Here is a 13171-nt window from a genome sequence, read left to right on the forward strand (position 1 = left end):
ATAGAGTTAAAATAACTCTATCATTTTAGATACTTCATCAACTGCAAAAGTTTTAATATCTAATTTTAGATTTGTTTTTTGTGCAATTACAGCTTTTTTTATTCCTTGTGCTTGAGCTTCTTTTAGCCTAATATCAATAGAATAAACATCTTTTATTTCACCAGTTAGTGAAACTTCACCAATAAATACAGACTCTTTTGAAATTGGTCTATCTCTAAAACTTGAAATTATTGCAGCAATTACAGCTAAATCAGCACTACTTTCTTTTATTCTAATTCCTCCACTAATATTTATAAAAACATCATAATTATTTAGTGGTAAATCAATCTTTTTTTCAAGTAATGCTAAAAGCATTGTAAGCCTATTTGTATCAAATCCTGTTGCACTTCTTTTAGGATTTGGATAAGTACTTTCACAAACAAGTGCTTGAACTTCTAAAATTATTGCTCGACTTCCTTCCATTGATACTGTTAATGCTGAACCACTTTGTGATTTATTTTTATCGAAGAATTTTGAAGCTATATCTTTTGCACTTATAAGTCCTTCTGCTGTCATCTCAAATATACCAATTTCAGAAGTTGAACCAAATCGATTTTTAAAACCTCTTAACATTCGTAATTCTCTACTAGCTTCTCCTTCAAAATATAAAACTGTATCAACCATATGTTCCAAAACTCTAGGACCTGCAATACTTCCATCTTTTGTTATGTGTCCAATTATAAACATAGCAATATTTGACTCTTTTGCTTTACGCATTAGTTCAAAAGTGATTTCTCTTACTTGTGAAACACTTCCTGGTGCACTAGTTAAACTTGAAGAATAAATTGTTTGAATAGAGTCAATAATACAAACTTCATAATCTTCCCTTAATAGCTCATCCATAATCTCTTCAAGTTTAATTTCACTTAATAAAAATAGATTATCGCTATTTGCTTCAAGTCGATTTGCTCTTAGTTTTATCTGACCAGCACTTTCTTCTCCTGAAACATATAAAACTTTTTTATTACTTTTTGCAATACTTCCTGCAACTTTAAGCAAAAGTGTAGATTTCCCAACCCCTGGACTTCCTCCAATTAAAGTTAAACTTCCAGGAACTATTCCTCCTCCTAAAACTAAGTCAAATTCATAGTTAAAAGAAGAAAATCTTGAAACATCATCTTGTAAAATTTCTGTAATTGGTTTTGCTTTAGAAGTTGAATTTGAAACTTTTATAGTTTGTTTTAATACTTCTTGTTGTTCTTGGTTTAATTCAATAAAACTATCCCAAGAGTCACAATTTGGACATTTACCAAGCCATTTTGATGATTGTTCTCCACAATGTTGACACTCAAAAAGTGAAATTTTTTTCTTTGCCATCTAAAAAACCTTTAAAAATTTTGTTGATTTTATCTAAAATTCTTTTGTATCTTATGAAATATTTCAATATGTAATACTTTTTTGAGTATTATTATTTAAAAATTTAGGAAAAATAAAATGATAATTTATATTCATGGTTTTGCTAGTTGTGGATTTGGTTCAAAAGCACAAAAATTTAAAGAGTATTTTGAAGAAGAGATAATTACTATTTCTCTTCCTACAATTCCAAATTTAGCTATTGATACTTTAGAACAAATAATAGAATTTTCTTTAAATAAAGATGAAAATGTATATTTGATTGGTTCTTCTTTAGGTGGTTTTTATAGTTTATATTTGGCAAATAAATATGATTTAAAAGCAGTTTTAATAAATCCTGCTGTTAATCCTTGGAATACTTTGCATAGATATGAAGGAGTTGAATTTGTGACAAATTATTATGATAATTCTCGATTTGAATTTACTCAAAGTCATATAAATTCATTAAAAAATTATAAGGTTGAAGATCTAAAAAATCCACAAAATTTTATAACTTTATTACAAGAAGAAGATGAAGTTTTAGATTTTAATGAAGCAGCGATAAAATTAGAGGATACTGAACTTATTGTAGAAGAGGGCGGAAGCCACTCTTTTGATGGAATTGAAAGATATTTTAGAAAAATAAATAGTTTTTTTTATAATTAGAATTCTATTTTCATTCTGTAATATCTTGGGAAATGTCCTTTTATAGATTCTTCGATAGAAACAGGAAAAGATTTCTCTATTGAAGATTTTATAAGGTTAAAATAGTCTATATTTCCATCTACATAAGTTAGTTGTTCATATCTACCATCTTTTAAAAATGTAACTCTAATATTTACAAATTGACCACTTCTTAACGTTGATTTATCTACATTTTTTTCTATATTATCATAAACTTTTCTTTCGAAATCTTTGAAAAATTGATCAATATTTGCTTTATCATTTGTATCTTTATTTTCGTTTTCATTTGTTTGAACATTTTGTATTTCAGAATCAGAAGTTTTACTTTCAATTTTTCCAGCTTCTTCACTAATTATGACTTCACTATTTTTTAAAGTTTCAGTAGATTTTGGTGTCTCTGTTATAATTTCTGTTTTTGGTTCTTCTTTTTGTGTTGTAGAAGATATTATTTCTTTTGTAGCTTCTTGGTGGTTTATATTATCATTTGTAGGAATGGTTTCAAGTTTTCTTTCTTCTCTTATTTCATTATTTATCATTTCGTGTTTGTGAATAGTGTTTTCTTCAGTTTGTTGCACGTTTTGCTCAGGTGTAGAATCTTCTTTTGTTACAGAAACCATCTTTTCAACTTTATCTTCAATTTTTCCTTTTATTTCATTAATAATTGGTTTTGTTTCTTCAATTTTTTGTTGAACAGCACTATTTGTTAGTAGACTTTCACTTTTTTCATCATCCGAGAAAAAGAAAAAATATACAAAAAATATCACAGCTCCTATTATTAAAAGTAGAAATAAATCTTCAAAAAAGTTCTTTGTTTTTGTTCTCATTTAATTTTCCTTTTTTATTTTATTCTGAAATATAGATTTGATCAAGTAAACTATCTACGAAATTATCAGGTGAGAATTCAATTAAATCATCTTGCTTTTCTCCAATTCCTACATAAAAAATAGGAAGTTCTAACTGATTTGATATAGAAAATAAAGCTCCACCTTTTGCAGTTCCATCAAGTTTTGTAACTATTATACCATCAATTCCAACTATTTCGTGAAATGCACGAGCTTGTGCAATAGCGCTATTTCCTTGAGTTCCATCTAAAATAAGTAATTTTTGATGAGGCGCATCACTCATAGCTTTTGAACAAACTTTAACAATCTTTTTTAGTTCATTATTTAAATTTGTTTGTGTCTGCAATCTTCCTGCTGTATCAATAATAACATCATCAATATTTCTAGCAACTGCAGCACTAATCGTATCAAACGCAACTGCACTTGCATCATGTCCTTGTTGAGTTTTTATAATAGGAATATCTAGTTTATTTGCCCAAGTTGAAAGTTGTTCTATTGCTGCTGCTCTAAATGTATCACCAGCACCTAAAATTACAGATTTTCCTTCTTTTTTTAGTTTATTTGCTAATTTTGCAATAGTTGTAGTTTTACCTGCTCCATTTACACCAATTATTAATCTAACAAATGGTTTTGTATTTGCTAAATTAACTTCTGGAGCATGTTCAAAAAGCATTACAAGTCTATGTCGAAGTTGTTTTCTTGTAATCATATCAGGAAGTCCATTCATAGCTTTTTCTATGATTTCATATTCCATATCTGCTTCGATTAGTAACTCTTCAATTTCCTCAAAAGATATTTTCTCTTTCTTTTGAGGAACAACATTTTTTATGCTTGAAAAAGTTTTTTCTAAAGCTTTTGAAAAAAAAGATTTGTCTTCTTCTATTTTTTTCTCAACTTCTAAAGCTTCATCTTTTTTAAAAAAACTAAACATCGATATAAACTCCTACTTAGTTAATACTTTTTTAATATCAATTTCCATCATTTCACTAGGAACTAAACCTACATATTTTTGAAAAACATTTCCATCTTTGTCAACTAAAAACATTGTTGGAATAGATTTTATTCCACCTAAACTTTTTGCTAAATCAAAGTTTTCAGAAGCATTCGTAATAGGATAATTTATATTAAAAGTTGTAATAAATTTTTGTAGTTCTTCGTGTGTTTTCATGTCTTCAAGTAAGATAGATACAATTACAAAGTCATTTTTATAATCATTTTGAAGTTGTATTAAATTTGGAATTTCAGCCTTACAAGGTGGGCACCATGTTGCAAAAAAGTTTAATAAAACTATTTTATTTGGATAATCTTTGAAAACTATTTTATCATTTAATAAAGTGATATTAACTGTTTGTTTATCAGCTGTTTCTAGTTGAAATTCAGTTTTTCTATCTGGTTGTTCTGTTTGTCCTTTATTTTGACTATTATCTTTCGAATCACAACCTGTAAAAAATAAAATAGTTAAAATAGACAAAAATGCTAAAGTTTTAAACTTCATTTCAATTCCTTTAGGTAAAATTATTTATTAGGTAGAGATTTTACCTAAGTGAGGCTTAAATATGGAGAAGAATCACAAAAGTGATTTTAGAAAATCGTGTATAAAAAAAATAGAATCTATTTCTTTTTGTACAAAGTATTATAAAAACAAAATTATTGTAAAAAAAATTGATAAGTTTATAAAAAATAGTAAGGCGAAAAATATTTTATTATACATACCTTTGGGTATGGAAGTAGATGTTAGACCTTTAATAAATAACTTAAGAAAATATAAAAAGAATGTTTATGTACCATTTATGTACTTGGATAGTTTTAAAGCAGTGAAATATAGACTTCCTTTGCATAAAAAGAAATTTGGAATAAAAGAGCCAAATAATTCGTTTGCTAAACCTAAAAAAATTGATGTTGCCGTTGTTCCAGTTGTTGGAGTTGATGTGCTAAATAAAAGAATAGGTTATGGAAAAGGTATGTATGATAGATTTTTTGACAAATTGAATTATAAACCAACGATAATTTTTACACAATTAGTACTTTGTAAAAGTAATAGTATTTTAAGTGATAATTACGATATAAAAGCAGATTATATTATTACAAGTTAAGGTTTAAATAAAATGGAAGATTTGATAGTAGCAATAATTGTCGGAGCATTTAGTTCAGCAATTAGTATTTTTGTTGTGAGAAAATTAGATAGGGCAAAATTTGAGGTTTTTATTGAGCAAGCAAAAGCAAAAGCAAAAGTAATTGAACACGAAGCAGAAATGGCTTTAAAGGATGCACAATTAAAAGCAAAAATAGAATGCGATAGGGAATTTAAAAGTGCAAAAAGAGAGTATGAAACAATGCTCTCTAAAATAGAGAAAAAAGAAAAAGAGTTAAATGAACATTTAGAGTCAGAATTAAAGGCTATAAAACTTGAAAAAGAGCAAATAGTTGAAAAGAATAGAAAGATTACTACTTTAAAAGATGGACTTGAAGAACAAAAGAAAACTTATGAAGAAAAGACTTTAGAAGCTATAAAAATTCTTGAAAATGCCTGTGGATTAACTCAAAGTGAAGCAAAAGAGTTGATGCTAAAAAAAGTTAAAGAAGATTCAAGAGCTGAGATTTCATCAATATTTAGAAAAAGATATAAAATTGCAGAGCAAAATACAAAAAATGAAATAAACAATATGCTATCTCAAGCTGTTACAAGATATGCAGGAGAATTTGCAGCTGAAAGACTTATAAATAATATTCCTTTAAATGATGAAGAAACAAAAGGGAAAATTATAGGAAAAGAAGGAAGAAATATAAAAGCATTAGAGATGCTTTTAGGTGTTGATATTATCATTGATGATACACCAAATACAATAACTGTTTCATCATTTAACTTATATAGAAGAGCAGTTGCTACAAAAACAATAAGAGAACTACTTGAAGATGGAAGAATCCAACCTGCTAGAATAGAAGAAATTTATAAAAAAGTAAAATCAGAATTTGATAAAAATATCCAAAAAGAGGGTGAAGATGTTGTGATGGAATTAGGAATAAAAACTATGCATCCAGAACTTATCAAACTTGTAGGAAGACTAAGATATAGAGCATCTTATGGGCAAAATGCACTTGCTCATACTTTAGAAGTTGCTCATTTATCAGGACTTTTGGCTTCTCAAATGGGAGGAGATGCAATACTTGCTAGACGAGCAGGGCTTTTACATGATATAGGAAAAGCGTTAACTCATGAAGCTCCTGGAAGTCATGTTGATTTAGGTGCAGAAATATGTAAAAGATATGATGAATGTGATACAGTTATAAATGCAATTTATGCTCATCATGGACATGAAGAACCTATAAATGTAGAAAGTGCAGCTGTTTGTGCATCTGATGCACTTAGTGCTGCAAGACCAGGAGCAAGAAGAGAAGTACTTGAAAGTTTCTTAAAAAGAGTGGAAGAGGTAGAAAATATCTCTACAAGTAAACTTGGTGTTTTAAATGCTTATGCAATAAATGCAGGACGAGAAGTAAGAGTTATAGTAAAAGCGGAACTTGTAAATGATGATGAAGCAGTTTTATTAGCAACTGAAATAGCAAAAGAGATAGAAGAAAAAGTTCAATATCCTGGTGAAATAAAAGTAAATGTAATTAGAGAAACTAGAGCAGAAAGTTATGCAAGATAATCTCATAAAGGGGAAATAATGGGAAATAATAAACCAACTACAAAAATAATTGCTGGTGTTTATAAAGGAAAAGTTTTAGAATTACCATCTTTAGATGTTACTAGAAGTTCAAAATCTGCATTAAAAGAGTCAGTTTTTAATGTTTTACAGTTTGATATCATAGATAAAATATTTATTGAATCTTTTGCAGGAAGTGGTTCTATTGGACTTGAAGCAATCAGTAGAGGAGCTAAAAGATCTTATTTTATAGAACTTGATAAAAACTCTTACTCTATTTTAGTAAGAAACTGTAAATCTATTGATATAGAAAAGTGTCAAACTATTCAAGGAAATGCTTTTGTTCAAACTCCTTTGATTTTAGACTTTATGAAAAATTCAAAAGATGAAATCATCTTATATGTTGATCCACCATTTGATTATAGAGAAGGAATGGATGATATTTATGAAAAATCTTTTCATATGATAGAAAATATTGAAGCTGATAATATTTTTATGATTATAATTGAACATGTATCAAAACTAGAAGTTCCTCAAACTTTAGGAAAATTTTCTTTAGATAAAACAAGAAAATTTGGTAAAAGTTCACTCTCTTATTTTTCTTATACGAAGTAAAAAATATGTTTAAAATAGCTTTAGGAATTTTAATAGTAGTTGTTTTAACTATCTTTTTCCTTCCTATTTTTTATACTGTTTCTCCTTTTGAATTAAATCCAACTAAGATTTTACAAGCACCATCTTTTGAACATCTATTTGGTACAGATAGACTTGGACGAGATGTTTTAGCAAGAGTTCTTGAAGGTGGACAAACATCTTTAATTATTGGTTTTTTAGCTGCTTCTATTTCTTCTCTTGTTGGATTGTTTATTGGGATAACTGCAGGATTTTTAAAAGGAAATGTTGATAGAGCTATAACAATAATAATTGATTTGTTTTTGACATTTCCAACATTCTTTTTACTTTTAGCATTGGTATCGTATATTCAAGCTTCTTCAATTATTTTGATTATTGTAATATCAATAACTGGTTGGATGGGAATGTCAAGAATGATAAGAAGTGAGAGTTTTGCTATAAGTAATAAACCATATATCAAAATTCTGAAAATATCAAATATTTCAAACTTTAAAATAGTTTTTAAATACTTTGCTCCACTTCTTGCTCCTATTTTTCTTATATCTTTTACTTTTGGAGTTGGTGGAGCTATTTTAGCTGAATCTGGGTTGTCATTTTTAGGACTTGGTATAAATCCTCCAAATATGAGTTGGGGAAGTTTGCTTAGTGATGGAAAAGCTGTTATTGATATAGCTTGGTGGGTTAGCTTTTTCCCGGGTTTTATGATATTTGTAATAACTTTTTGTTTAATCCAAATAAGTGATTATCTACAAAACTTAGCAAATAGAAAAGAAATAATAAAAAGTTAAAAGGATTTTTTTATGAAAAAAACAAAGTTAATTCTTTTTTTGTGTTTTGTATTTTTATTTTCTGCTTGTAGTTCTAAACAATCTTTAAATTTTAATGAAGTTAATTCTATATCTTTAAATAATATTGTAGTTGCTGGTGTACCTCAAACTTATAACTCTCCTGTTTTAGTTGGGCTTGGAGTTGGTGGTATGGTTTCTCATCATGTTGGAGTTGGTTTAAGTACTACTTTTATACCTCAGTTTTCAAATAATGAAGATTTGAGAATGCAAGATGCTTTTTATAAAAACAACATCTCTTTAGCTTCTATGATAGAAAATGAGTTTAAGTTTCAAATGAAAAATGATGAAGTTTTTAAAAATAAATTTTCTAATTTTGGTAGTGATTATACTATCTACCTTTTTGTTCCAAAATATAGTTTAGAAACTGCAATTTTTTCTTCAAAAGCACAAATGAAACTAAAAATAGAACTAAAAATAGTAGATAAAAACAATAAAATTGTTTATGAAGATACAAAAGATAATATTTTATTTTCTGATAATTATGTTTTTAATGAAAGTGAGATTTTTTATTCAAAAGAGGCTTTAATAAAAGCCTCAAATATTGCTATTCGGCAAGTAGTTATGAGATTGATTTTACAGATGAAAAAAAATTAAATTTTATTTAGCAGTTTATCAAGTAAAGAAGTACTTAGAACTCTTTTGAAAAAGCCTAAAATATGAGTAGCTTTTGTTACATAATATCTTGGTTTTGGTTTTTTACTATTCATTATTTTTAAAACTACATTTCCTACACTTGAAGGAGGAAGATTAAAAAGTGATTTGTCTTCTTTTGATTCAAGTCTTTTTTTAAGTTCTAAATTATAAGTTTCTTCCCAAAAACTCCCTTTTGTTTTTATATTTTTATTGAAATTTTTTAGAGCATTTTCTCTAAATTTTGAAGTAACAGGACCAGTGTTTATAGTACTTATAAAAATATTTGAGCCCATAACTTCTTGTCTTAAAGTGTCATTTATTCCTTCAATAGCATATTTACTAGCATTATAAGCACCTCGAAATTTTAAAGCAATGATTCCTAAAACAGAGCTATGTTGTATAAGTTTTCCATATCCTTGCTTTCTAAATATTTTCATAGCTTGAATAGTTACTTCATGAAGTCCAAAAAAATTTGTATTAAACTGTTTTTTTAAAGTTTTTACACTCAAATCTTCAACGGCTCCTGGTTGTCCAAAACCAGCATTATTGAAAACACAATCAAGTTTTAAATCATTTTCTAAAATAGTTTTTAGTGCAAATTCTATCTCTTTTTTATTTCTAACATCAATTTTAAAAGTAATAAATCCTAAATCTTTTAGCATTTGTATATCTTTGTCTTTTCTTGCACTTGCATAAACTTTTATTCCATTATTTTTTAAAATAAGTGCAGTTTCAAGTCCAATTCCACTTGAACAACCTGTAATTAGTATATTTTGCATATTTTTAATCCATATTATTTTTTTGAAATGGTATTATAACCAAATATATTTTTGATAAATTTTAGGGATTTTATGACAAAAAAAGATAAAGAGATAAAAGAGCTTTTAGATATAGAAGTAAATAGTAGAAATAGTAGTTTTGAAATAAGTTATGATAAACCAGACCCTCTTTTGGTTGCAAGAAGATATGATGATGAGTTTATCATACTTTTATGTGCTTTGTTTGCTTATGGAAATGCAAAGTTGATAGTTAAGTTTTTGGATAGTTTGGACTTTTCACTTTTAAATGAAAGCGAAGAAAAAATAGAAAAAGAACTTAAAAATCACTATTATAGATTTCAAAATAGTGCTGATGTGATATCTATATTTAAAACTTTTAGACGAATGAAACAAGAAAATAGTTTACAAAACTTATTTTATGAAGCTTACAAAAAAGAGAACTCAATTTTAGAAGGTATTGATACTTTAATCCAAAAGATTTTTAAAGTAGCAAATCATAACTCTCAAGGTTTTACTTTTTTAGTTTCAAGTCCACTAAAAAGAGATAAACAAGGAATTATAAAAGAGAATGGAAATGCTCCATATAAAAGATGGAATATGTATCTTAGATGGATGATAAGAGATGATAATCTTGATTTAGGACTTTGGAAAAATATAGATAAAAAAGATTTGATACTTCCTCTTGATACTCACACTTTTAAAGTAAGTCAAAAGCTAGGATTATTGACACGAAAAAACTATGATTTAAAATCAGCCTTGATGATAACTGATAAACTAAAAGAATTTGATAATCTTGACCCAATTAAATACGATTTTGCGATATATAGGTTAGGACAAGAGAAAATTGTATAATACTTTTGATATAATAAAACGATACTAAATAGAAAAATAGAGATAATAAAAGATGAGTGAAGAACAAAAAAAGATATTAGAACAACAACTTTGGAATATTGCAAATGCTTTACGAGGGAAGATGGATGCAGATGAATTTAGAGATTATATATTAGGATTTATTTTTTATAAATATTTATCTGAAAAGATAGTAGATTATACAAATGAGATTTTAGAACCTGATAATATGACTTATTTTGATGTTTTAAATCATGAAGAAAAAGATGAAATTTTAGAAGATATAAAAAAAGCGTCTGTTGAAAAACTTGGATATTTTCTAAGACCTGATGAACTTTTTTCTTATATAGCAAAAAAAGGAAATGAAGACTCAAATAACTTTATTTTAGATGATTTAACAAAAATTTTAAGAAGTATTGAAACTTCAACTATGGGAACTGAAAGTGAAGATGATTTTATTCATCTATTTGAAGATTTAGATTTGACTAGCACGAAGTTAGGACGAACTGTTGAACAAAGAAATAGTTTAATATCTAAAGTTTTATCTCATTTAGACAAAGTAAATTTTGAACTAAAGAATCATGATAGAGATGTTTTAGGTGATGCTTATGAGTATCTAATAGGACAATTCGCAGCAGGTGCAGGAAAAAAAGCAGGAGAGTTTTATACACCACAAGAAGTTTCTAAAATCTTAGCAAAGATTGTAACAGTTGGAAAAGAGAGATTAAAATCAGTTTATGACCCAACTTGTGGAAGTGGTTCTTTGCTTTTAAGAGTAGCAAAAGAGGTAAAAGATGTATCAAACTTTTACGGACAAGAGTTAAATAGAACAACATATAACCTTGCAAGAATGAATATGATAATGCATGATATTCATTATAGAAAGTTTGACATAAAACAAGAAGATACTTTAGAAAATCCTCAACATATTGATATAAAGTTTGAAGCCATAGTTGCAAATCCTCCTTTTAGTGCAAATTGGAGTGCAAATAATCTATTTTTAAATGATGATAGATTTAGCCAATATGGAAAACTAGCTCCATCTTCAAAAGCTGATTTTGCCTTTGTAACTCATATGATACATCATCTTGATGATAATGGAACAATGGCAGTTGTACTTCCTCATGGTGTTTTGTTTAGAGGAGCAGCTGAAGGACATATAAGAGAGTATTTAATAGAAAATAGAAACTATCTTGATGCTGTTATAGGACTTCCTTCAAATATTTTTTATGGTACATCTATACCTACTTGTATTTTAGTATTTAAAAAGTGTAGAGTTCATAGTGATAATATACTTTTTATTGATGCTTCAAAAGATTTTGAAAAAGCAAAAAATCAAAACTTTTTAAGAGAGCAAGATATACAAAAGATTATAGATACTTATAAAAGTAGAAAACAAATAGAAAAGTATTCATATCTTGCTAATTTACAAGAGATAAAAGAAAATGACTATAACCTAAATATCCCACGATATGTTGATACATTTAATGAAGAAGAAATTATTGATTTAGACAAAGTTTGTAATGAACTAAAAGAACTTGAACAGAGTATGAAAAAAACAGATGAAACAATAGCCACTTTTTGTAAAGAACTTGGTATTGCTACACCATTTTAAAGAAGATTTGAAAATGAGTAAAAATATAAATGTACCAAAATTAAGATTTAAAGAGTTTATTGATGAATGGGAAGAGAAAGAATTAGAAAAAATTTTTAATATTTTTCAAGGATTTGCATTTTCAAGTAGTGATATAACTAATGAAGGGGTGAGATGGTTAAAAATTGCTGATGTAGGTATTCAAAGAATGAAATATGATACACCATGTTTTTTACCTAAAATTTTTAAAGAAAAGTATTCAAAGTTTTTATTGAATAAGAATGATTATGTATTGGCATTAACAAGACCAATATTAAATGGTATGTTAAAAATAGCAAAAATTGATGATATCTATAATGGTTCATTGTTAAACCAAAGAGTCGGAAAAATAATAACTAGAGAATCTTTAGATTTTATATATTATTTTTTACAGCAAACTAACCTTATTAATAAAATAGACAGTTTTATTTTAGGTAGCGAACCACCTAATTTATCTATTAATCAAATTAAATTTATAAAAGCATCAATACCTTTAAAAAAAGAACAAGAAAAAATAGCTTCATTTTTAACTTCTGTTGATACAAAAATAGAACAACTAATAAAAAAAGATGAACTTCTACAACAATACAAAAAAGGTATGATACAAAAAATATTTAATGAAGAGATTAGATTTAAAGCTGATGATGGAAATGAATTTCCAGAATGGGAAGAAAAAAAGTTGGGAGATATTGGAATATTTCAAACTAGTAGTATTGATAAGATAAGTAAAGATGATGAAAAAAGTGTATTTTTGATAAATTATATGGATGTTTATAAGCATAAAAATATTAATAATAGAACTATAAAAAATTTTCAAATTGTAACTGCAACAGATAGCCAAATTTCAAGTTGTAATCTTCAAAAAGGAGATATTTTATTTACACCATCTTCTGAAACGTCAAATGATATTGGGCATTCAGTTGTTATCTTTGAAGATTTAGATAATGCAGTTTATAGCTATCACTTAATGAGATTTAGACCTAAAATAAGAATAGATATTTTGTATTCTCATTATTTTTGTAATATACCTAGTGTATTAAATCAGTTAGCTAAATTTTCAACAGGAATCACAAGGTTTACTATTTCCGTGAAATCTTTTTCTCTCATAAAAATAAATTTTCCTTGCTTAGAAGAACAAAATAAAATAGCAAACTTTTTATCTTCAATAGATGATAAAATAGAAGAAAATCAAAAAATATTACAAAAAACAAAAGAGTTTAAAAAATCTCTTTTACAACATATGTTTGTATAA

Annotated in this window: 14 protein-coding genes; 9 read left to right on the plus strand and 5 right to left on the minus strand. The window is 26.9% G+C overall.

The window, feature by feature from the left end; all coding sequences use genetic code 11:
- Positions 1-6: 6 nt before the first annotated feature.
- On the minus strand, positions 7-1356 hold the full coding sequence (radA, locus tag B0175_RS05720) for a DNA repair protein RadA (RefSeq protein WP_004509068.1): 1350 nt from the start codon (positions 1354-1356) through the stop codon (positions 7-9).
- A 117-nt stretch (positions 1357-1473) separates the two neighbouring features.
- On the opposite strand from radA, the gene B0175_RS05725 reads away from it, so the two are divergent.
- Positions 1474-2037 carry a YqiA/YcfP family alpha/beta fold hydrolase gene (locus tag B0175_RS05725; protein WP_020847728.1) on the plus strand — a complete coding sequence of 188 codons (564 nt, stop codon included), beginning with the start codon at positions 1474-1476 and terminating at the stop codon, positions 2035-2037.
- Here the strand turns inward: B0175_RS05725 and B0175_RS05730 are convergent.
- Genes B0175_RS05730 through B0175_RS05740 form a run of 3 tightly spaced genes read right to left on the minus strand, consistent with a single transcriptional unit; the run spans position 2034 to position 4392 of the window.
- Positions 2034-2879 carry a hypothetical protein gene (locus B0175_RS05730; protein ID WP_108527684.1) on the minus strand — a complete coding sequence of 282 codons (846 nt, stop codon included), beginning with the start codon at positions 2877-2879 and terminating at the stop codon, positions 2034-2036. The genes B0175_RS05725 and B0175_RS05730 overlap by 4 nt on opposite strands.
- A gap of 19 nt (positions 2880-2898) precedes the next feature.
- Entirely contained in the window at positions 2899-3828 is a 930-nt protein-coding gene (ftsY, locus tag B0175_RS05735; protein WP_108527685.1) for a signal recognition particle-docking protein FtsY, read from the minus strand.
- 12 nt (positions 3829-3840) lie between these two features.
- Complete coding sequence (locus B0175_RS05740; protein ID WP_108527686.1) at positions 3841-4392, minus strand: TlpA family protein disulfide reductase; 552 nt, start codon at positions 4390-4392, stop codon at positions 3841-3843.
- 61 nt (positions 4393-4453) lie between these two features.
- Between B0175_RS05740 and B0175_RS05745 the strand changes: the two genes are divergently transcribed.
- The 5 genes from B0175_RS05745 to B0175_RS05765 are packed head-to-tail and all read left to right on the plus strand — an operon-like array spanning position 4454 to position 8619.
- Entirely contained in the window at positions 4454-4990 is a 537-nt protein-coding gene (locus B0175_RS05745) for a 5-formyltetrahydrofolate cyclo-ligase (protein WP_108527687.1), read from the plus strand.
- Between the two features lie 12 nt (positions 4991-5002).
- Positions 5003-6547 carry a ribonuclease Y gene (gene rny / locus B0175_RS05750; protein WP_108527688.1) on the plus strand — a complete coding sequence of 515 codons (1545 nt, stop codon included), beginning with the start codon at positions 5003-5005 and terminating at the stop codon, positions 6545-6547.
- Between the two features lie 18 nt (positions 6548-6565).
- Positions 6566-7159, plus strand: a complete 594-nt coding sequence (rsmD, locus tag B0175_RS05755) for a 16S rRNA (guanine(966)-N(2))-methyltransferase RsmD (protein ID WP_108527689.1) — start codon at positions 6566-6568, stop codon at positions 7157-7159.
- A 5-nt stretch (positions 7160-7164) separates the two neighbouring features.
- Positions 7165-7965 carry an ABC transporter permease gene (locus B0175_RS05760; RefSeq protein WP_108527690.1) on the plus strand — a complete coding sequence of 267 codons (801 nt, stop codon included), beginning with the start codon at positions 7165-7167 and terminating at the stop codon, positions 7963-7965.
- Positions 7966-7977: 12 nt separating this feature from the next.
- Positions 7978-8619, plus strand: a complete 642-nt coding sequence (locus B0175_RS05765; protein WP_108527691.1) for a hypothetical protein — start codon at positions 7978-7980, stop codon at positions 8617-8619.
- Here B0175_RS05765 and B0175_RS05770 read toward each other — a convergent pair.
- The gene (locus B0175_RS05770; RefSeq protein WP_108527692.1) at positions 8616-9437 is read right to left on the minus strand and encodes an SDR family NAD(P)-dependent oxidoreductase; all 822 of its coding nucleotides are present in this window, start codon (positions 9435-9437) and stop codon (positions 8616-8618) included. The genes B0175_RS05765 and B0175_RS05770 overlap by 4 nt on opposite strands.
- A 72-nt stretch (positions 9438-9509) precedes the next feature.
- Here B0175_RS05770 and B0175_RS05775 point away from each other — a divergent pair, with 72 nt between their 5' ends.
- From B0175_RS05775 to B0175_RS05785, 3 genes are read left to right on the plus strand one after another with little or no spacing between them, the layout of a single operon-like run.
- A complete protein-coding gene (locus B0175_RS05775) occupies positions 9510-10289 on the plus strand; it encodes a TIGR02757 family protein (protein WP_108527693.1) in 780 nt (259 codons plus the stop codon).
- Between the two features lie 52 nt (positions 10290-10341).
- Positions 10342-11901: a type I restriction-modification system subunit M gene (locus tag B0175_RS05780; protein WP_108527694.1), complete on the plus strand. Its 1560-nt coding sequence runs from the start codon at positions 10342-10344 to the stop codon at positions 11899-11901.
- Positions 11902-11914: 13 nt separating this feature from the next.
- Positions 11915-13171 (plus strand): restriction endonuclease subunit S, encoded by a 1257-nt coding sequence (locus B0175_RS05785; RefSeq protein WP_146175185.1) that lies wholly within the window; start codon positions 11915-11917, stop codon positions 13169-13171.

Origin of the sequence: Arcobacter lacus, assembly GCF_003063295.1 — a bacterium.
In the GTDB taxonomy this organism is placed as follows: domain Bacteria; phylum Campylobacterota; class Campylobacteria; order Campylobacterales; family Arcobacteraceae; genus Aliarcobacter; species Aliarcobacter lacus.

Excerpts from the sequence above, each read along its gene's own strand:
- radA (WP_004509068.1), bottom strand. The coding sequence starts at position 1,356 with ATGGCAAAGAAAAAAATTTCACTTTTTGAGTGTCAACATTGTGGAGAA.
- B0175_RS05725 (WP_020847728.1), top strand. The coding sequence starts at position 1,474 with ATGATAATTTATATTCATGGTTTTGCTAGTTGTGGATTTGGTTCAAAA.
- B0175_RS05730 (WP_108527684.1), bottom strand. The coding sequence starts at position 2,879 with ATGAGAACAAAAACAAAGAACTTTTTTGAAGATTTATTTCTACTTTTA.
- ftsY (WP_108527685.1), bottom strand. The coding sequence starts at position 3,828 with ATGTTTAGTTTTTTTAAAAAAGATGAAGCTTTAGAAGTTGAGAAAAAA.
- B0175_RS05740 (WP_108527686.1), bottom strand. The coding sequence starts at position 4,392 with ATGAAGTTTAAAACTTTAGCATTTTTGTCTATTTTAACTATTTTATTT.
- B0175_RS05745 (WP_108527687.1), top strand. The coding sequence starts at position 4,454 with ATGGAGAAGAATCACAAAAGTGATTTTAGAAAATCGTGTATAAAAAAA.
- rny (WP_108527688.1), top strand. The coding sequence starts at position 5,003 with ATGGAAGATTTGATAGTAGCAATAATTGTCGGAGCATTTAGTTCAGCA.
- rsmD (WP_108527689.1), top strand. The coding sequence starts at position 6,566 with ATGGGAAATAATAAACCAACTACAAAAATAATTGCTGGTGTTTATAAA.
- B0175_RS05760 (WP_108527690.1), top strand. The coding sequence starts at position 7,165 with ATGTTTAAAATAGCTTTAGGAATTTTAATAGTAGTTGTTTTAACTATC.
- B0175_RS05765 (WP_108527691.1), top strand. The coding sequence starts at position 7,978 with ATGAAAAAAACAAAGTTAATTCTTTTTTTGTGTTTTGTATTTTTATTT.
- B0175_RS05770 (WP_108527692.1), bottom strand. The coding sequence starts at position 9,437 with ATGCAAAATATACTAATTACAGGTTGTTCAAGTGGAATTGGACTTGAA.
- B0175_RS05775 (WP_108527693.1), top strand. The coding sequence starts at position 9,510 with ATGACAAAAAAAGATAAAGAGATAAAAGAGCTTTTAGATATAGAAGTA.
- B0175_RS05780 (WP_108527694.1), top strand. The coding sequence starts at position 10,342 with ATGAGTGAAGAACAAAAAAAGATATTAGAACAACAACTTTGGAATATT.
- B0175_RS05785 (WP_146175185.1), top strand. The coding sequence starts at position 11,915 with ATGAGTAAAAATATAAATGTACCAAAATTAAGATTTAAAGAGTTTATT.